General features: G+C 59.4%; 16 protein-coding genes. 15 read left to right on the plus strand and 1 reads right to left on the minus strand.

The window, feature by feature from the left end:
* The first annotated feature begins 322 nt into the window (after window positions 1-322).
* The 15 genes from ABVT36_RS07730 to ABVT36_RS07800 all read left to right on the plus strand — a co-directional run bounded on the left by ABVT36_RS07730 (window position 323) and on the right by ABVT36_RS07800 (window position 17,638).
* The gene (locus tag ABVT36_RS07730; RefSeq protein ID WP_368456044.1) at window positions 323-1,624 is read left to right on the plus strand and encodes an energy transducer TonB; all 1,302 of its coding nucleotides are present in this window, start codon (window positions 323-325) and stop codon (window positions 1,622-1,624) included.
* Between the two features lie 103 nt (window positions 1,625-1,727).
* The gene (locus ABVT36_RS07735) at window positions 1,728-2,888 is read left to right on the plus strand and encodes a hypothetical protein (RefSeq protein ID WP_368456045.1); all 1,161 of its coding nucleotides are present in this window, start codon (window positions 1,728-1,730) and stop codon (window positions 2,886-2,888) included.
* Between the two features lie 17 nt (window positions 2,889-2,905).
* The gene (locus tag ABVT36_RS07740; RefSeq protein ID WP_368456046.1) at window positions 2,906-4,117 is read left to right on the plus strand and encodes a hypothetical protein; all 1,212 of its coding nucleotides are present in this window, start codon (window positions 2,906-2,908) and stop codon (window positions 4,115-4,117) included.
* Window positions 4,118-4,207: 90 nt separating this feature from the next.
* Complete coding sequence (locus ABVT36_RS07745; RefSeq protein ID WP_368456047.1) at window positions 4,208-5,770, plus strand: tetratricopeptide repeat protein; 1,563 nt, start codon at window positions 4,208-4,210, stop codon at window positions 5,768-5,770.
* Window positions 5,771-6,044: 274 nt separating this feature from the next.
* On the plus strand, window positions 6,045-8,141 hold the full coding sequence (locus ABVT36_RS07750; protein WP_368456048.1) for an SUMF1/EgtB/PvdO family nonheme iron enzyme: 2,097 nt from the start codon (window positions 6,045-6,047) through the stop codon (window positions 8,139-8,141).
* Window positions 8,142-8,159: 18 nt separating this feature from the next.
* Window positions 8,160-8,435 carry a hypothetical protein gene (locus tag ABVT36_RS07755; protein WP_368456049.1) on the plus strand — a complete coding sequence of 92 codons (276 nt, stop codon included), beginning with the start codon at window positions 8,160-8,162 and terminating at the stop codon, window positions 8,433-8,435.
* A gap of 86 nt (window positions 8,436-8,521) precedes the next feature.
* Window positions 8,522-9,316 carry a MotA/TolQ/ExbB proton channel family protein gene (locus ABVT36_RS07760; protein WP_367149168.1) on the plus strand — a complete coding sequence of 265 codons (795 nt, stop codon included), beginning with the start codon at window positions 8,522-8,524 and terminating at the stop codon, window positions 9,314-9,316.
* Between the two features lie 96 nt (window positions 9,317-9,412).
* Complete coding sequence (locus ABVT36_RS07765; RefSeq protein ID WP_368456050.1) at window positions 9,413-10,714, plus strand: hypothetical protein; 1,302 nt, start codon at window positions 9,413-9,415, stop codon at window positions 10,712-10,714.
* Entirely contained in the window at window positions 10,704-11,786 is a 1,083-nt protein-coding gene (locus ABVT36_RS07770; RefSeq protein ID WP_368456051.1) for a VWA domain-containing protein, read from the plus strand. The genes ABVT36_RS07765 and ABVT36_RS07770 overlap by 11 nt, the downstream gene beginning before the upstream one ends.
* Window positions 11,783-12,787: a VWA domain-containing protein gene (locus tag ABVT36_RS07775; RefSeq protein ID WP_367149165.1), complete on the plus strand. Its 1,005-nt coding sequence runs from the start codon at window positions 11,783-11,785 to the stop codon at window positions 12,785-12,787. The genes ABVT36_RS07770 and ABVT36_RS07775 overlap by 4 nt, the downstream gene beginning before the upstream one ends.
* A gap of 25 nt (window positions 12,788-12,812) precedes the next feature.
* The gene (locus ABVT36_RS07780) at window positions 12,813-13,484 is read left to right on the plus strand and encodes a hypothetical protein (RefSeq protein WP_368456053.1); all 672 of its coding nucleotides are present in this window, start codon (window positions 12,813-12,815) and stop codon (window positions 13,482-13,484) included.
* Window positions 13,485-13,499: 15 nt separating this feature from the next.
* Entirely contained in the window at window positions 13,500-14,165 is a 666-nt protein-coding gene (locus ABVT36_RS07785) for a hypothetical protein (protein ID WP_367149161.1), read from the plus strand.
* A gap of 176 nt (window positions 14,166-14,341) precedes the next feature.
* On the plus strand, window positions 14,342-15,796 hold the full coding sequence (locus ABVT36_RS07790) for a M48 family metalloprotease (RefSeq protein WP_368456055.1): 1,455 nt from the start codon (window positions 14,342-14,344) through the stop codon (window positions 15,794-15,796).
* Between the two features lie 324 nt (window positions 15,797-16,120).
* Window positions 16,121-17,197: a glycerophosphodiester phosphodiesterase gene (gene glpQ / locus ABVT36_RS07795; RefSeq protein WP_368456057.1), complete on the plus strand. Its 1,077-nt coding sequence runs from the start codon at window positions 16,121-16,123 to the stop codon at window positions 17,195-17,197.
* 198 nt (window positions 17,198-17,395) lie between these two features.
* A complete protein-coding gene (locus ABVT36_RS07800) occupies window positions 17,396-17,638 on the plus strand; it encodes a zf-TFIIB domain-containing protein (RefSeq protein ID WP_368456058.1) in 243 nt (80 codons plus the stop codon).
* A 320-nt stretch (window positions 17,639-17,958) separates the two neighbouring features.
* On the opposite strand, the gene ABVT36_RS07805 is transcribed toward ABVT36_RS07800, so the two are convergent.
* A complete protein-coding gene (locus tag ABVT36_RS07805; protein WP_368456060.1) occupies window positions 17,959-18,738 on the minus strand; it encodes an enoyl-CoA hydratase in 780 nt (259 codons plus the stop codon).
* Window positions 18,739-18,902 lie beyond the last annotated feature (164 nt).

The following is an 18,902-nucleotide window of genomic DNA, read 5'->3' on the forward strand; positions in this document are numbered from 1 at the left end:
TAGATAAAAACAATAGGCGAGCCATTCCAAACTGTCCGGCAGAAGGCCATCTGCCGTTGGCTATACTCAAATTTGTACGTATCCCAGGCGCCGGATAACAGGCGCCGGGAGCGCAAACTCCAGAACGGCGCAGTTTTACACCTCCGACCACTCTGGAGACCGGAACTAAATCACTCCGGGCACCGTCAGGGATATAGGACCACACTTCAGGGAGAGAAACTCCGCGCGGCGCCAGTGCCAGAGCGGATAGCCGTGCCCAAACTCGCCGTCTACTGTGGTGGAGAGTGGGTGAAGTTCAACATGGAACAGAAGTGGTTCGACCGTGACACAGACAGATACCAGCAACAAATTTGCTATCGGCTTGATGTTTACAGCCACAGCTCTGCTGTGTGGCCGCGTCTGCGCGGAGGCTGGGTCGCGGGAAGATGCAGACGCCTATGCGCCGCCTCCCGCCTATATCGAGGCGGCCTCAACCCCGCTGCAAACCGTCAAAAGACAGTTGCGCCCCTCCGGGGATATAGACAGGTACCGCGAGCGCATCGAACAGATAGAGGCGGAATACGGCGCCTATGGTGCAGGCATGGACGAAGAGCTGCTCGGCCTTGGCACCGCGCTGCAGAGGTCCGGGGCACACCAGGAGGCGATCAGGGAATTCCGCCGCGCCATGCTGATCAATCGTGTTAACGGGGGTCTCTATTCCCTCAATCAGGTGGCAATGATAGAGCGCATGATCGAAAGCCAGATAGCGCTGGATCAATGGGAGGATGCCAACGACAACCATCAATACCTCTACTGGCTCTATGTAAGAAACTACGGCGAGAATGATCCCCGCATGCTGCCGGTGATCGACAACCTGAGCCGCTGGCACCTGCAGGCTTACGTAGAGGAAAAAGGCGGCACCATGTCAGAGCACCTGATCAGTGCCACAAACCTCTACTCGCTGGCGGTGGACATCATCACCAATAATTTCGGCGCCAACGATTTACGCCTGGTGGATGCCCTGCGCGGCCTTAAGGTGACGAACTACTATCTCTCCACCTACGACGGGGAACCGCAGGAACCAGTGGTGATCAAAACCAGCTTTTCCGGCGCCTCCGAACCACAGCCCCAGCTTCGCTCCCAACTGGACCACTATCGCTTCAACAGCTTTGCCAGCGGGAAAAAAGCCATAGCCCGCATCGTGGACGTGTATCAGAAAAACCCGCAGTCGCCCCCGGCGGCGTCCGCAAAAGCGAAAGTGGAACTGGGCGATTGGTATATGATGTTCAACAAGTGGCATTCCGCCAAGAAAACCTATGGCGAAGCCTACCAGGCACTGTGGGACAATGGCGCCAGCAACCAGGAGATAGAGGAAATTTTCGGGCGCCCCACCGCACTGCCTTCACTGCCGATGCTGGACGAGGATCGGCGGCTACTGTCGGAATCCTATGTCACTGTGTCCTATGATGTGACGGCGTTCGGCAAGGCGCGCAATATCAAAATTCTGCACGCGCGGCCGTCGGACCGGGTCAGTATCCGCTCGCGGGTTCGCAACGCGCTAAAACGCGCCAAATTTCGTCCCAGATTTGAACAGGGTGAGCCGGTGGACACCAAAGGTATAGTGCAGCGATTTGTTTTCGATTGATCCGCTCACTGGCGCGGCACCGAAACCCGGCAACCCAAGCGGCGATCACCGTCCAGACAGTACCGGAACGGCGGCATTTGCCCGGCACCTCAGGAGACATAAAATGACGATATGGAAAGCGGCGCAGCGACCCGGCCGCAAACAATCCCGCTGGCCCGCCCTGGCCTCTGCAGTGGTGGTTGGCGCCATTATCTCTGGCTGTAATACCCAGCAGACTCAGCAGCAGCCGCCGGCACAGCCATCCCAGTCATCCTCCTCCAGTTCATCGTCATCGCAATCCAGTTCGCCCAGCAGTCCATCCCCCTCGCCCAGCGGCAGCCAGCCACAGACAGCAGGGACGTCTCCCGGCAGTACTCCGCGCCCGCCCGGCGCTGCGGGCAACCCCATGCCGACCATTGAATCCGGCAGGAACCCGGGTCGACAGACCAGCGGTGGCTCCGACGGCGGAGAAGATTCTGCCCGCCGCCGGGAATCGGCGCGCGACGGCTCGCCGGACCCAAGAGGGCGTGAACCGGGTGGCGCCACCCCGACATACAGCGACGCGGACACGCCGCCAGAGCAGCGGAATATGCCGCCGGACCCGTCCACCAGCGCGGAGGGACAGCCGCCGGACGAAATTGATTTTTCTGAAGAGGAATCCTCCAGTTCCTCCAGCAGCAGTGCAGCCAGCGATGCCGCGCCCTCCGGCAACCCATCGTCCGCAAGTGGCGGCAGTTCGTCGTCGAGGAGCGCAGCCCAGGCCAGCGCCGGCGGCCCGGCAGCGTCCGGCTCCGCTCCCAATGAAGCCCCGGCGAGCTCCGCAGAACGTGTGGCGGAGCTGGAAGGTGAGTTCGACGCCACCATGGTCAGCTACGACGGCATGATCCTCCGCGAGCGGGATTATGTCCGCAATCGTCCCTCGGCGGATACACAGGATGATGAAGAATCCATGGACGAACCTCCCCTGGGCGAATCGCTGGAGGATCTGATCGAATCCGCTGAAGCGGAGATACCGCAGCCCCCGGGCGGTGGCCCGGAGGGCGGTGGCGCCGAGCAAAACAACTCCAGCGGGCAGGTTACGGGCCCTGGCGCACCGACCGCGGGGCGTATCGGCGAATTCGACCACAAGGGAACCACACCGGTGGTACCCGCGGATATTCCCGACGGCAACGACGATGACGTGGTGGCACGGCAAATCCGCGAAGCGGCCACCCGAGAAACGGATCCGGAGCTGCGGGAAAAACTGTGGGAAGAGTATCGCAAATACAAAAACGCCAAGCGGTAACCGCAGGGGAAATTGACATGGACTTTTCTATTTCCGGTTTATTCCATACTGCCATGGTGCGCGCGCTGCCCATCCTGGCACTGTTCGCGGTAACTGCCTGCACCACCACCGAGGTGCGTACCACCGCCTTTACCCCACTGACTGTCGAAGACGCGACAATTGCCGAAAACCGCCTTCTGGACGTGGGGGTGGTGCAATTCAACCCAGGCCTGGACCGGGTGGAAGCCGGGGAGGATACGCTGGTGTTTCCGGAGCTGCGCCAGGCGGAATCCCGCTACGTGGCGGTCAAACTATCGGAGGCCCTGCAGTCCAGCCAGGGCTGGGGAGCGGTGCGGGTTATTCCCAGTATACGCACCAATATAGACGTCACCGTAACCGGTGTGATTGTGCAATCCGATGGCGAAACACTGACCCTGGATATCACTGTTACCGATTCCCGTGGACAGCGCTGGTTTAGCAAGCGCTATTCCGAGCACGCATCCCACTACGCCTACGATCGCAAACACCCCACCAAGGGGGATGCGTTTCAGGGCATCTATAACAATGTCGCCAACGATATGCTTGCGTATCGGCGCAAGCTCTCCAACCGGCAGATCGCGGAATTGCGCACCATTTCCGAAATAAAGTTTGCACGCAGTTTTTCTCCCCACGCCTTCGATCGCTATCTGAGCAGAAGTAAGGATGGCATCTATCACCTCACCGCCCTACCGGCGGAGAATGACCCGATGCTGAACCGCGTACGGCGCATCCGGGAGCGCGACTACCTGTTTGTCGATACCTTGCAGGGCTACTACGGCACTTTCGTCAAATCGATGGAAAAACCCTACCAGGAGTGGCGCGCGCTCAGCTACGAGGAAGTCAAGCAGATGCGCGAATTGAAACGCAAGGCGCGTAATCACACCATCCTGGGTGCCGCAGCCATCATCGGTGGTATCGCGGCGGCGGGCTCTGGTGCCGGCAGTGCGCGAGCGGCGGGTCAGGTGGGGATCGCCGGTGGCGGCTACCTGATCAAGAGTGGCTTTGACCGCCGCAGTGAAGCCAAAATGCATATGGAAGCGCTATTGGAGCTGGGCGACTCCATGCAGGCAGAGGTGGAACCGCAAATTGTCGAGTTGGAGGACCGCACGGTAACCCTGACCGGCACAGTGGAAAACCAGTATCGCCAGTGGCGCGAATTACTGAGAGAAATTTATCAGGCGGAAACAGGGGCACTGGGAACCCAAATCTGATCCAGTGAACGCCCATGTACCTGCGTGGGTATCCTGATCGGCAGGCGTTTTCCTGCGCCCCTAAAATAACCACAGCCCGGCGGACCCGGTATGCAACACCGCAATTCATCCTCGCAAGACGACAACCTGATCCGCCCGGCGGAATTCAGCTTCGGGGGCGGGCAAAGTGACGACACCAGCCGGGAGACCGACGCCACCCCCAAGCGTCAGCCCAGAATCCCTCCGCGACTGAAGATCATTGTGCCGGGCGCACTGCTGGTGGCCGGCATCTTTGCCGTCTTTTTCGTGCTGCCGCAAATGGTGGGCAAGCCCACCACCACTAACCCGGCGATTACCCAAACCGCGACTGACCAGGTCCGGCAGGCGACACCAGCGATCCGGAATTCCCCCTACAGCGACGCAGAGATCGCGCAGCAGCGTCGCAGGGTACAGGAGATACTGACAGATATCCTGATACAGCAGGAAGAGCTGGAAGAGCGCAAAGTGGATCAATGGGCGAACGACGAATTTCAGACGGCACTGGACTTCGCCAAAGAGGCGGACGGTATCTACCAAAAGCGCCAATTCAAGCGTGCCCTGGATAAATATTCGGCGTCTCTCGCGGCACTGCAACAATTGCGCGACAGTATTCCCGCCCGTATCGAACAGCATTTGGCCGACGGCCAGGCAGCGCTGGAGCGCGGCGACGCCAAAACCGCACAGGCCGCCTTTGAACTGGTGTTGACGATTTCCGAGGGCCACCCCCGGGGCCTGCAGGGTCTCGACCGCGCGGCCAAACTGCCGCAGGTATGGCAGCAGTTCACCCGCGGCCGGGACGCCTTTGCAGCCGGTGAGCTGGACGAAGCGCAGGAAGCACTGCGTGAAGCGCTGCGCCTGGATCCCGAGACCCGCCCGGCCAGGGAGCTTTTGCCCCAGGTGACAGCCGCTATCGGCGAACGAAACTACACCCAGGCGATGTCGACGGGCTATGCCGCCATCGCCGCCGGGGATTTCGCCCGCGCAAAAACCGCTTTCCTGAGCGCCCAGTCCCTCAAACCTCAATCCCCGGACCCGGCCGCCGGATTGCAGCAGGCCGACAACGGCCTGGAACAGCAGCAGATCGAGCGGCTGTTTTCCAGCGCGCATCAGGCGGAACAGAGTGAACAGTGGCACCAGGCCGTCGTGCACTATGCGGAGTTGATTAAAATGGATGCCAGCCTTGTCGCGGCTATCACCGGCAAGGCGCAGGCCGATGCCCGTGCAAAGCTCGACGACCAGCTGCAGGAATTGCTGGACGACCCCCTCTCCCTAGGTGCCAGCAAACGCAACCAGTACGCCCGCAAAGTCCTCGCGGACGCGCGCCAGATCCACAGCGACACGCCGCGGTTGCAGGGCCAGATCAACGCCCTCACCACTGCTCTGGCCAAGTCCCTGGTTCCGGTATCGGTGAGGCTCAGATCCGACAGCAGCACACAGGTGACCATTTACCACGTAGGGCAACTGGGCAACTTTCTCGAGCGGGAGATTGCGCTGAAACCAGGTCGCTATACCGCAGTGGGCACACGCGCCGGCTACCGGGACGTGCGGCGCGAATTTACCGTGGAACCCGGTGCGGAGACGCCCGTGGTGGTCATACAGTGCGCAGAAAAAATAATCAGCGCCAATAACAGCTGACCGGCAGAACCATCAAGGGTATTTTCCCATCCAATTCCTTGTACTTTTTTGCCGGGGAATGCTGGACTGGAACGCGGCGCCAGTATCTGCAATAAAGTAATTTATACGCCAACCGCCTGACCGAAAGGCATGGCCGGACCGGTTGCGGGCTAAGCTGTAGGACACGGAACAAGGCACTTGAAGGGCCTCGCTGAAACCCAGGCTGCACCCAGGATGACAGGATTGTCACACAATAGCGACAAGCCGATAAGCAGGCAGTAACAGGAATCCATAAATGACAGCGAAGGAAGCGGTACCCGCTCGCAGTGACGAGCGCCCAGAGAAGCATTCGGTAGTCATCCAGCCCGCTGACTTCTCTCCGCTGCATGAAGAGGCCGGTGGCAGAAGACTTCTGCTGTCGCCACGCCTATTGGCGGTTACCGGAGCACTGCTGCTCGGCATTCTGATGCTGGTCTATCTGCTACTCGCACGCTCACTCATTATCGAAACCCAGCCGGCGGATGCCAATGTGCGAATCAGCGGACTGGCGCTGCCCCTGGGCGACGGCCACCTGGTGCTGCCCGGCCACTACCGTTACACAGTGAGTGCCAGCGGTTATCTCCCCAAGAGCGGCGAGCTGGAGGTAACCGGTGAAGGACACAGCCGCCACGCAGTCACCCTGGAGCGCCTGCCAGGCCACCTGCAGGTCGTCACCGACCCGCCCGTAGCGGTGCGGATACTAATCGACGGCGAGGAGATACCCAGCGAGGAGGGGCTGGCCCGAAACATCGCCGCCGGGCACAAACGCATCACCGTGCTCACCGACCGCTATCTGCCGTTTACGCGCGAAATCGAAGTGGAGGGCCTGGACAATACTCAGCGAATCGAGGCGAAGCTGCGCCCGGCCTGGGCCAAGGTACAAATCAGCAGCAACCCTGCCGGTGCCACCGTCACAGTGGAGGGGCAGGTGCTGGGGAAAACACCGCTGACCGCGGAACTGATACAGGGCGACCGGATAGTGGAGCTTTCGCTGTGGCAGTACAAAACAGAGGCAGTACCGGTAGCCGTGACTGCCGGTGTGGACCAGCGGCTGGCGCCGGTGGACCTCCATGCCGCCGACGGCCTTTTGCGCCTCACCAGTATCCCGTCGGGAGCCAGCGTCACCGTCAACGGGGAATTTCGCGGCCAGACGCCAATGGATCTGGAACTGACCTCCGGCACCCGCCATCAATTGCGATTTTTCAAAGACGGCTATGCGCCGGTTGTGCGCACTATCGACATCAGTGCCAGTACAGAGCGGGATATGAACGTCGACCTCACCGCCGTATTCGGTGAGGTGCGGATTACCAGCAACCCGGACAATGCGCAGGTGTTCATCGACGGTAAACTCGCCGGCAATACCGGCCGAAGCTTCACCCTGCCGGCGCGCAGTCACAACATAGTGGTGCGCAAGGATGGCTATGAAGCGTATCGGACTACCATAGTGCCCAGTGCAAAACTGCAACAGAGTATTCGCGCGGTTCTACTCACCGCCGAACAGGCGCGCTGGAGCCGTATACCTGCGGAAATCACCAGCAGTGACGGCGGCCGTCTCAAGTTGTTCCACCCCAACGCCCAATTCACCATGGGCTCCTCCCGGCGAGAACAGGGGCGACGCGCCAATGAAGTGCTGCGCAACATTTCTCTGACCCGCCCCTTCTACATAGGCACGACCGAAGTCACCAATCGCGAATATCGCCGCTTCAAGCGCATGCACAGCTCCAGTCACGTCAACGGGGTCAGTCTGGATAACGATGCGCTACCGGTCGTGAATGTCAGTTGGATCGATGCCGCCAGCTACTGCAATTGGCTCAGCGAGCGCGAAGGTCTAAAACCCGTGTATCAGATTTCCGCCGGGCGCGTAACCGGTTTCGATATCAGTGCCAACGGCTACCGGATGCCCACGGAGGCAGAATGGGCCTGGGCCGCCCGCTACGACGACAGCTCCGGCAGCATGCGCAAATTTCCCTGGGGCAACAATCTGCCCGTGCGCGAAAATTCCGGCAATTACGCCGACAGCAACGCTGCCCAACTGGTGCCAGCGGTGTTGCGCACATACAGTGACCGCTACGCAGCCACCGCCCCGGTGGGCTCCTATGCGGCCAATGCCATCGGCATCCACGACCTCGGTGGCAATGTTTCCGAGTGGGTCAACGACCTCTATACCATCGGCACCGGTCTCTCCACCCGCAGGGAGGAAAATCCTGTGGGCCCGCAGGACGGCGATTACCATGTTATTCGCGGCTCCAGTTGGCGCCACGCGGGCCTGACCGAATTGCGACTGTCCTATCGCGATTATGGTGCGGAACCCCGGGACGACGTCGGCTTCCGCCTGGCGCGCTGGGTAGACTAGGGCCTAGGAGAATTATCAATGCAATTTTTACTCGTTTTGTTCGTAGCCACCCTGCTCTCTCTGCCGGTATCGGCACAGGAACAGACAAGTGGAGACACAGCTGGGCAGCAGCAAGCGGAACAGCAGCCGAAGCAGCAAACGAAACAGCAATCGGAGCGGAAACCCGGGCAGCAGGAAACTATTCCAGCACAGGCCCGCAACAGTGAATCCAGTACACAGAGCGATGCCGATGACTACCGGGCAACCGAGGAGATCTCAGAGGACCTGTCAGTCTCCTATCCAGTGGATATTTGAAGGCCGCTAGTGGCGGCCGGGCATCAAGGCAGCAGCCCGAGCGGGATTTTTACAATGGCGACAACCGGACCTAGGCAAGACACACCATGAAATTTAAATCGTCCGATTTTTTGTTCCAGCTGTTCGCACTGCTGGGTTCGATCATCCTGGTGCACGCGATTTACGTGGCCATAATCCGACCCAATGCAGATGCTCTGATCGAGGAGCAGCTGGCCCGCGAGGCCGCGGGTGAAACCTATGTACAGCAGCGCTCACTCTACATCGTCATGCGCGATTACGAACAGGAAGCCTGTTTCGTGCTGATGCTCTGGGCCATGGCCATAATGGGCCTGAAAGCGCGCCGCAGCCTGCGCGAACGCCAGTTGCTGGACAAGGCACTGCTCAATGTCAGCGAGGGCACGCCGATTTTGCCGGAAGACGCCCGCGACCTGTCGCGCCCTATACAGGCACTGCCGGAAGAAGAGCGGCGCTTCCTGCTGCCACGGGCACTGCTGACGGCCCTGCAGCGATTCGGCTCCACCCGCAACGTCGCCGCCGTCTCCAATTCAGTAAAGGAAATATGTGACACAGAGGGGGACCGCCTGGATTCGGAGCTGGCCATGGTGCGTTATATCACCTGGGCCATTCCCTCGATCGGATTTATCGGCACTGTGCGCGGTATTGGTGAAGCCCTGTCCCAGGCTCACCGCGCCGTGGAGGGCGATATCGCCGGGGTCACTGTCAGCCTCGGCGTTGCATTCAATTCAACTTTTATTGCCCTGGTGATCAGTATCGTGATTATGTTTTTCACCCACCAGCTACAACTGATGCAGGAAAGGCTGGTTCTCGACGCGCAGAACTATTGCGACAACAATCTGCTGCGTTTCCTCAAGGTCAGCTAGACGCGTGTGGAAACCCAGGTGTAATTGTATGCGCACATAAAGTGTGGCATTTGCCGGAGTCGAGGCCAGACTCCGGCCGGAGGACAGGAGCCGGTGATGACAAAAGGTGTACTGGAAATCAACGACTGCGGCCTGCGGGTATTTTCGGGCTGCGATGAAGTGCTCGACAGCCCCGGTGTGGCGGTCATAGAAGCGCAGAAAATTCTTGTGGGCACGGCGGCCCTGATGCGCTCGCGCAGCCATCCCACCCAGGTGAACAATCAATTCTGGCGCCGCCTCAGCCTCGAAACCCTAAAATCAGAGAATGCCCGCTGCCGCCACCACGCCGATCTCGCTTACTGCCATCTGCAGGATATCGCCGATCACTGCGACCTGCCGCAGGAGGTGGTTCTCGCGGTACCGGGCAACTTCACCCACGAACAACTGGCCCTGCTTCTGGGGATTGTCAGGGAAAGCTCCGTCGAGGTTGCGGGACTGGTGGATACCGCCGCTGCCTGTGTCAGTGGCGCTGCCCCCAGCGGCACACACCTGCACGTCGAACTGCAGCGACACCAGACACTGGTGAGCCGCGTCTCGGTCCGCGAACAGGCGGTGCTGGAAAGCGCCGAAACGGTCAATGACAGCGGCCTGCAGAATTTCCAGGACGCCTGGGCGCGGGTATTTACCGACGCCTTTATCATGCAGTGCCGCTTCGACCCGCTGCATTCTGCGGAAGCGGAGCAGCAACTTTACGATCTGATGCCACAGTGGGTCGGCCGCGCCATGCGCCAGGGCGAAATAATGGCGGAACTCGATGACCGCACCGCCAAAGTCAACCTGCGCCAACTCCAGGATGCCAGTGCGCCACTCCTGTCCCGCGTGCGCGCGCTGATCGAGAATCTATCCCACCCCAAGGGTATCGTATTCGTCTCCCACCGCTGGGCCGAGATTCCCGGCGGCGCGCAGCTGGCGGAGCGCATCCACCTGCTGCCTCACAACAGCATCGCCACCGCGGCAGAGGGCCGCTGGAAGGAAATTCGCAGCGATAGTCAGGCCCCGCGCCTGGTCAAGGCACTCAGTGCCGCGGCGCCCACAGAGGTCGTTGTGCAGATCAGCACCACCGAGGCAGCGGCAACACACCTGCTGTTCGGCAGTCGTGCGCTCGCCGCGCAGCAGCCGCTGTTTGTCAGCTGGCAGACCGGCAAACTACAGGTCACCCCTACTCCGCCACAGCACCCGGCAGCGACCATCACCAATCATGCCGGACGCCTGGCGCTGCGTGTCGATGCGGGCGCGCAGCTGGTGCTCAACGGCGAGGAGATAGCCACGCCGGTGAACTTGAGCGCTGGGGACAGAATCGGGGGCCCGGATCCGGAAGAAGTGATTACCGCAATCAGTGTGGAGCAATATGGCGCGTAAGAAACGGCGATTTACCACCTTCAGCCTGTCGTTTCTCGACATCATGTCCTGCGGCTTTGGCGCCGTAGCATTGATCTTTTTGATTATCAAACACGGCTCGGACCACGATATCGAAGTCGAGAACCAGGATCTGTCCGCAGAGGTCAACCTGCTGGAAGAGGAAGTGCGATTCGGCCGCGAGCATCTGGTTTTGGCGCGCAATACCCTGGATGTCACCAGTGATGAACTGGCTGACACACAGGGCCTGGCCCGCCGGATCATCGAGCAAATCGAGGAAATCAAGGGCAATATCGCCGAAATAGACAGCAACACGGAAAAGCAGGATATCAAGCGCCTGCAGGAAAAGCTGCGCAAGCTGGAACAGGCCAAGGAAGACCTGGAGGCGGAAAACAAAAAGCTGGGCAACAATGTGCGCAAATATGTGGGCGAAGGGGACCGGCAGTATCTGACTGGCCTGCGCCTTGGCGGCGACCGCATTCTGATCCTGCTGGACGCATCCGCCAGTATGCTCGGCGACGAACTGATCAAAGTAATACGCACCCGCAACATGTCCAACCGCGTCAAGCGCGGAACGGCAAAATGGCGCCGCGCGGTGAATACCGTCTCCTGGCTGACGGCCCAGTTTCCCCAGGACAGCCAATACCAGATCTACACTTTTAATACCGGGTTCCAGGCCGCGATACCCGGTACCGAGGACCGCTGGCTGAACGTGGACGACCGCGACCAGTTGGATAAAGTCATCAAGGAGCTGGACAAGATAGTGCCCGCCGACGGTACCAGCCTGGAAAGAGTTTTCAACGCCATCAACGGTATGACGCCCCTGCCGGACAATATCATCCTGATCACCGACGGCCTGCCCACCCAGGGCATGTCAAGACCGCGTCAAAACACGATTTCCGGCAAGAACCGCCGCAGGTTGTTTAAGCAGGCGGTAAAGGTTCTGCCCAAAAATGTTCCCGTCAACGTAATCCTTGCGCCGATGGAGGGGGACCCCTTCGCGGCCAGTGAATTCTGGAAGCTCGCCATGGAGACCCAGGGCTCTTTTCTCGCACCTTCGAGGGACTGGCCATGAAAAGAAACCGCAACAAACGCAACCAGGATGAATTCAGCATATCGTTTCTGGACGTCATCTGCTGTGGCTTCGGTGCCATAGTATTGCTCTTGATGATCGCCAAGACGGTGGAGCCGGTGATCCTGGAGGAGGCGGAACAGGACCTGGACGGACAGGTGGCGGAGCTGCGCCGCCAGCTGGCCGTGATCCGCGGCGAGACCAGTGTCCTGAATCGGGACCTCAACGCCAAACGCGAACAACTGGACATAGAACGCAAGCGCATCGCGCAGTTGCGCGGCAGACTCGACACTCTGCAGGCTCAGTTTGCCGCAAAAACCGAAGGGGAGACCGAGGAGGGGCGCGTGCGCGGCGAACTCACCGTGGCCCTGCAAAGCCTCACCGAAGAAATGCGCCGCCTTTTGGGGGATAACTACCAGCGCAAGAATAACGTGATTGGCGGTATCCCCGTCGATAGTGAGTACATACTCTTCATCATCGACACGTCCGGCAGTATGTTCAACTACGGTTGGGACCGGATGATGGGCGAGATGGTCAATACCCTGGATCTGTATCCCAACGTCAAGGGTATCCAGGTGATGAATGACATGGGGGACTATATGTTCTCCAACTACCGCAACAAGTGGATTCCCGACACCCCGGGGCGTCGCGACGCCATCCTCAAGCGCCTGCGTTCCTGGAACCCCTTCAGTAACTCCAGCCCGGTCGAGGGCATTCAGAAGGCAGTGCGAAGTTTTTACGACCCCAACAAGAAAATCAGCATCTATGTACTCGGCGATGAATTCACCGGCAAATCGATCCGCAATGTGATGCTGGCAGTGGATAGGGTGAATGCCCAATACGGTGAATCCAAGCGCAACATACGGATTCACGCCATAGGGTTCCCGATCCAGTTCTCGCGGCCACCGCACCTGCAAACCACTGGCCTGCGCTTCGCCGCCCTGATGCGGGAACTCACCTATCGCAATGGCGGCACTTTTGTAGGACTCAACGATTTCAGATAGCCGACAGCCAGTCGAGGAGTAGACAATGGCCAAAGTCACAAACGGATTTTCAGAAGTCGCGAAAATCACCCTAATCGCCGTGGCGCTGCTGGCAGCCGCCTGCACGCACACAGTGCGCGTAGACGGGGGCTTTCCCCGCCCACTGGGCCCGCAACACCCATTGACCGTGGGCGTCTACCTGAGCGAGGAATTCCGCCAGCACAGGCACCACGAGGACAGCGAAGACCGGGACGAGTGGAATATCGACACCGGCCGCGCACAGAGAAACCTCTTTGAAACGGTTCTCGGCGCCATGTTCACCGAGACCATACCCCTGGCCCGCTATCCCCAGGATCTGCCCGGAGACGTCGAACTGGTCATAGTACCGGAGATCCGCGAACTCCAGTTCACCATGCCGCGGGAGACCCGGGTCAACATTTTCGAAGTGTGGATCAAGTACGACATCAACGCCTATGCACCGGATGGCACCTCGGTCGCCAGTTGGGTGATCACCGCCTACGGCAAGACGCCGACCGCCTTCCTGCAGTCCCCGGAAGCGGCGTTGGCACAGGCAATCAACGTTGCATTGCGGGACGCCGGTGCCACCCTCTACACCGGATTTACTCGGGTTCCGGAAATGCAGGCGCTGCTGGTCGCCAAAAGGCGCGCACTGTCACTGCAGCAGGCAGAGGCAGCCGCGCAGGAAATTGCGGATTAACAGGAGGTCACCGCCATGAAAGCACTTTTTGTTTGCGGGCTCGCTCTGCTGAGTGGTTGTACCACAGTCGTCATCGACGAATATCGCCGCAGTAGCGGCGAACTCGCCCGGGGCGATTCTGTGGTCATCCTGGGCCGGCGCCACTCCAGTGATTACGAGACAGAACCGGGCCTGATCGACTGTGTCGGCCGCGAACTGCACGACCCGGAACTCGGCGTAACCGTGATTCCGGAAAAGCATTTTGTGGACGCCATGTACCCCTGGTTCGAGCCCCGCACCGCGCCAATGCATTTGCGCTCCCTGGACCGCCTGATGAACAACCCGCAATTGCGCGAGCGGCTGGAAGCCTTTGGCGTAAAGTACATAGTGTGGATTGACGGCTCCACCGAGACCACCGCCAGCGCCGGCTCCATCGGCTGCTCCATCGGCACCGGCGGCGCCGGCTGTTTCGGCTTCGGAACCTGGGACAAGGAATCCGACTATGAAGCTTCGGTGTGGGATTTCCGCGATCGGGAACTGTCGGGCAAGCTCAGTGCGGACGCCAAGGGTACCTCCTACATGCCGGCAATTGTGATCCCGATTCCATTGATCGCCCGTGTGCAGACCAATGCCTGCAAGGGCATGGCATCGCAGTTGCAGGAATTCTTGCTCCCGTCGGGAGCAGCCGGGCGCAAGTCCTAACAGGCTGTTGAAATTCGCAGAATTTCGACGCCTGGTACCGGTATATGAATGTTCCGCCAAAATCGACGACACCTAAGTCGTTGATTTTGGAAGAAAAGTGAAAATTACATTTTCCACTTTTCGTGTTTTGAAACAGGCAGGATGCCTTTTTCAACAACCTGCTAAGGAGAAAACCGATGCATTATTTCTATAAGATTGCCATCGCGGCCCTGATCACCGCGGCCACCGGCTGCGCCTTCAACCCGGCCACCAACCGCCCCGACCTGGTGTTGATGTCGGAGGAAAAGGAGATCTCGGTCGGGCGTGAAATGCATCAAAAGCTGATCGACAGCACACCCATTTACCGGGATCCGGTGCTCACCGCCTACGTCGACCATGTGGGCCAGAAAGTAGCCGCCGCCAGCGACAGGCCGGAGCTGAAATATCACTTCACCATCATCGACAGCCAGGACATCAACGCCTTCGCTCTGCCCGGAGGCTATGTCTACATCAACCGCGGACTGCTGACCTACCTGCATTCGGAGGCGGAGATGGCGGCCGTGCTCGCCCATGAGGTGGGCCACATCACGGCGCGCCACGCGGTGCGTCAGAGAACCGCCGCCACCGGCGCCAGCGTCGCTTCGGTCCTGTCGGTGCTGGTAACCGGCAGCGGTGTGGTTGGCGACGTGGCCAACCTGTGGAGCACTGCGGCGGTGAAAGGGTATGGGCGCGAAATGGAGCTGGAGGCGGACCGCTTCGGCGCCCAGTATATGTATAACGCCGGTTACGACCCCCAGGCGATGATCAACGTCATCGGCCTGCTGAAAGACCAGGAAACCTTCGCCCGCCGCCGCGCCCGTATCGAGGGCAAGGAGCCCAAAACCTATCACGGCGTTTTCTCCAGCCACCCGCGCAACGACATCCGACTCCAGGAAGTGGTTCAAGCGGCCGGCCAGCTGCCCGAGGACAAGAAAGTGGTAAAAATGGAATATTACCGCGAAAAAACCGATGGTCTGGTATACGGTAAAAACGCCCGTCAGTCGGACAAGAACCGCTTCAGCCACAAACGCCTGGGGTTCTCGCTGCTGTTTCCGGACAACTGGACGGTGGAGAACCGGCGCTCGGCGATTATCGGCACAGCACCGGACAACTCCGCCAGCATCACCATCAAAGTCTCCAGCCGGCAGAGCAACCAGCCGCCGTCCATGGCCCTGAGGGAGGCCTACGACGTGCGGAGCCTGGTTCAGGATGAGGCCCTCAACCAATATCGACTCAAGGGCCATACCGGCAAGCTCAAGGATAAAGGCGCAGAGGCGCCGGACCGGGTAGCGGTTATTTTTTACGGCAGCCGCCAATACCTTATGGAAGGAAAAATTATCGGCGACACCGGGGCCGAGGACGAACAGCCGGAGCAGTACGACAATCTGTTTTTGACCAGCATCCGCAGCTTCCGGCCACTGCGCGAAAGCGATGTGACGCAGCCCGATATCAAGCGGTTGCGGTATGTCCAGGCAAACGACAAAACCACCTTCGCATCCCTGGCGCGGCACATGGAGATTGGCGACTACCCCGAGGAGCAGTTGCGCCTGCTCAACGGCTACTACCCCCGCGGCGAACCACAGCCGGGAGAGTGGATCAAGATAGTCCAGTAATCGGCCAGCGGCAATAACAACTGCAGCCAGCGGTATTGCCTCAAACGAGCGGAGGCGGCATATCGCTGTACCCGAATAACCTGAGCCGCCCGGTCGTCACCCTGTATACCGACATCGACGCATTGGTCTAGTGGCTGTGGGCTGCCAAACTATGGTCATAATCCTCTGTTATTAACCCGACTCTAAACAAATTGCCGCGCTAAGGCAGTGCAAGGATGCGCCGCTGCCGGGCGCAGCCCCTGAAAAGCAGCCGATTCCGCGTAATTGCACAGCTTTCTCAAGGGTGACAATACCATCGATCTCACTCACAGATAGGACCCACTTATGTTTTTGTTGAGAAGCCTTTGCTCCATTGCCGCCGGCCTGCTACTGCCGGCTGTGCTCGCCGCCGCCAGCCCGGCCCAGTTTGACCGGGGCCAGGCACCGCTGGTCATCGCCCACAGGGGCGCCTCCGGCTATCTGCCGGAGCACACACTGGAATCCAAGGCACTGGCCTATGGCATGCGGCCGGATTATATAGAACAGGATCTGGTGCTCAGCAAAGACGACCACCTTATCGTCTTACACGATATTTATCTCGATCATGTCACTGACGTGGCCGATGTCTTCCCTCACCGCGCCCGCCCGGACGGCCACTTTTACACCATCGACTTTACCCTGGAGGAAATCAAGCGCCTGCGCGTAACCGAGGCATTCGACCGACGCAACGGCGAGACAGTCCCCAGGTATCCCCAGCGCTTTCCACTCTGGCGGTCCAGCTTCAAGCTGGCCACTCTGGCCGAAGAGATCGAGATGATCCAGGGTCTGAATCTATCGCTCGGTTACGATATAGGTATCTATCCCGAGATCAAGAATCCGGCTTTTCACCACCGCGAGGGCAAGGATATTGCCAAACTGACCCTGGCCCTGCTCAAACAGTACGGCTACGACAATCCTCAGCAAAAAATCTTTTTACAGAGCTTCGATGCAGAAGAGCTGCAGCGTATCGAACGCGAACTGCTGCCCAGAATGAACATGAGCATACCGCTGGTACAACTGATCGCCCTGACATCCTGGGGCACAAAGAAGATCGAAGTGGATGGACAACTGGTCCACTACAACTACGACTGGATGCTGGAAGAAGGCGGTTTGAAACGGATTGCGGGCTACGCGGATGCCATAGGCCCCTGGGCCATGATGCTGGTGCAAAAACAGGGGGATAATTTTGGCGACAATGGTGTAGTGGCCCGGGCCCACGCCGTCGGGCTGGCGGTTCACCCTTACACTTTTCGCGCGGATGACCTGCTGCTTCCCGCCACAGAGGGTTTTGAGGAGCTTGTGCGGATGTATACGGAGGATTTAGGGGTTGACGGCCTGTTTACGGACCACCCGGATAAGGTAAGGGACTATCTGCACCACTGATCCAGGCAACTGTGCGCTGGTGACAACCTCGCCGGATTGCAAGCTGGGAGCTATAGGCAGCTGGCGCGCGGTAAGGCAGTATCAGAGCCGCAGCCACCCCAACCGGGCGGTATTGGTATAGTCTTTAATAAGGCGCCCGGCAGAGCCCGCAGTGGCGGCTGCTTCTGCAACCCGCTCAAGTGCCTACTGGAGGTCTTTATGTTATGTCCCGCCTGCAAGGATTCAGGCATGCTCAGCGAGATACGCAGCGGCATAGAAATTGACTACTGTCCGAAATGTCGCGGTGTCTGGCTCGACCGGGGAGAACTGGACAAACTGGTTGAGCGGTCGCGAGGTGAAATGCCGCTGCCCACGCCAGCGAAAGCCATAGCGGAAGCTGAAGCTACACCCCTGGCGCAAAAAAAGCGCCGCAACCTGATCACAGAACTGTTTGATTTCTGAGCAGATCGCCGCTTCTCCATTGACCTCATTGCGGCGAATCTATTCGCCACTGCCGCGACCAAATATGCCATAGCAGCTTGTTGAAAAAGGCATCCTGCCTGTTTCAAAACACGAAAAGCGAAAAATGTGATTTTCACTTTTCTCCCAAAATCAACGACTTAGGCGTCGCCGATTTTGCCGGAACATCCATATTCCGGTACCAGGCGTGGAAATTCTTTGAATTTCAACAGCCTGATAAGCATTGATCCGACCCCGCGGCGTCACCGGCAACCATTGCGGCGAAATAAGACCGGCAAACAGGCAGCAGGCGGGGGATACCCTCAGTCGAAGCGGGAGAAGTCGGCCGGGCGCTTCTCCATAAACGCGGTGGCCGCCTCTTTGAACTCCTCCGAATTCAGTCGTTTTTGAAACTGCGCGCCCTCCTCCTGCATCCACTGCAGACCCTCCGCATGGGTTGCCCGACGCAGTAGCTGTTTGGTCAGGCGCACCGCCGCCGGAGCCCTGGTCGCGAGTTCCTCCGCCGCCAGCCGCGCTTGGGTGATAGCCTCATCGGCGGACACTGCGGCATTACATATACCCAGTTGTACGGCCTCCTGTGCCCCAAATTTTTTGCCCAGTAACAAGAGTTCCGAGGCTTTGGCATGCCCCGCCATCCGCGGCAGGAAATAACTGGAGCCATATTCCGGGCAGAGGCCCAGATTAACAAAAGGCATCTGGAACATCGCATCCTCACCGGCAAACGACATGTCGCAGTGGAGCAGCATAGTGGTGCCGATACCCACCGCCGGCCCATTCACTGCCGCAACCACCGGTTTGGGGAAATTGTACAGTGCCACCATAAACTGAAATACCGGCGACTCATCGCCGGATGCCGAACCACCGAGAAAGTCCGCCAGGTCATTGCCGCTGGTGAACACCCCAGCGCTGCCGGTGATCACAACAGCGCGGACCTCGGGACTATCCGCGGCTGTGTTGAGTAATTCGGCCATGGCAGAGTACATGGCCATGGTGAGTGCGTTTTTACGTTGCGGGCGGTTGATGGTGATTTCCAGCACGCGATCAGTGACTTGGGACAGAATCTCAGTGCATGTACTTTCCATGGACAACTCCATTGGTCGGGATTGAGATGGCGCCGGGCCGCGAATACATCTGCACATGGTAACCGCTTCTCCACACAGTAGGAGTCCCGATTCGACCAGTTTGGTTGACGGCGACTGCCCCGGGACCTCCCCAAAAGGCCAGCGGCGAGGCGTCCCGGCACGGC

Origin of the sequence: Microbulbifer sp. TYP-18, from assembly GCF_040932045.1 — a bacterium.
Lineage (GTDB): Bacteria > Pseudomonadota > Gammaproteobacteria > Pseudomonadales > Cellvibrionaceae > Microbulbifer.

Coding starts and splice junctions, on each gene's coding strand:
- ABVT36_RS07735 (WP_368456045.1), top strand. CDS start 1,728: ATGACGATATGGAAAGCGGCGCAGCGACCCGGCCGCAAACAATCCCGC.
- ABVT36_RS07740 (WP_368456046.1), top strand. CDS start 2,906: ATGGACTTTTCTATTTCCGGTTTATTCCATACTGCCATGGTGCGCGCG.
- ABVT36_RS07745 (WP_368456047.1), top strand. CDS start 4,208: ATGCAACACCGCAATTCATCCTCGCAAGACGACAACCTGATCCGCCCG.
- ABVT36_RS07750 (WP_368456048.1), top strand. CDS start 6,045: ATGACAGCGAAGGAAGCGGTACCCGCTCGCAGTGACGAGCGCCCAGAG.
- ABVT36_RS07755 (WP_368456049.1), top strand. CDS start 8,160: ATGCAATTTTTACTCGTTTTGTTCGTAGCCACCCTGCTCTCTCTGCCG.
- ABVT36_RS07760 (WP_367149168.1), top strand. CDS start 8,522: ATGAAATTTAAATCGTCCGATTTTTTGTTCCAGCTGTTCGCACTGCTG.
- ABVT36_RS07765 (WP_368456050.1), top strand. CDS start 9,413: ATGACAAAAGGTGTACTGGAAATCAACGACTGCGGCCTGCGGGTATTT.
- ABVT36_RS07770 (WP_368456051.1), top strand. CDS start 10,704: ATGGCGCGTAAGAAACGGCGATTTACCACCTTCAGCCTGTCGTTTCTC.
- ABVT36_RS07775 (WP_367149165.1), top strand. CDS start 11,783: ATGAAAAGAAACCGCAACAAACGCAACCAGGATGAATTCAGCATATCG.
- ABVT36_RS07780 (WP_368456053.1), top strand. CDS start 12,813: ATGGCCAAAGTCACAAACGGATTTTCAGAAGTCGCGAAAATCACCCTA.
- ABVT36_RS07785 (WP_367149161.1), top strand. CDS start 13,500: ATGAAAGCACTTTTTGTTTGCGGGCTCGCTCTGCTGAGTGGTTGTACC.
- ABVT36_RS07790 (WP_368456055.1), top strand. CDS start 14,342: ATGCATTATTTCTATAAGATTGCCATCGCGGCCCTGATCACCGCGGCC.
- glpQ (WP_368456057.1), top strand. CDS start 16,121: ATGTTTTTGTTGAGAAGCCTTTGCTCCATTGCCGCCGGCCTGCTACTG.
- ABVT36_RS07800 (WP_368456058.1), top strand. CDS start 17,396: ATGTTATGTCCCGCCTGCAAGGATTCAGGCATGCTCAGCGAGATACGC.
- ABVT36_RS07805 (WP_368456060.1), bottom strand. CDS start 18,738: ATGGAAAGTACATGCACTGAGATTCTGTCCCAAGTCACTGATCGCGTG.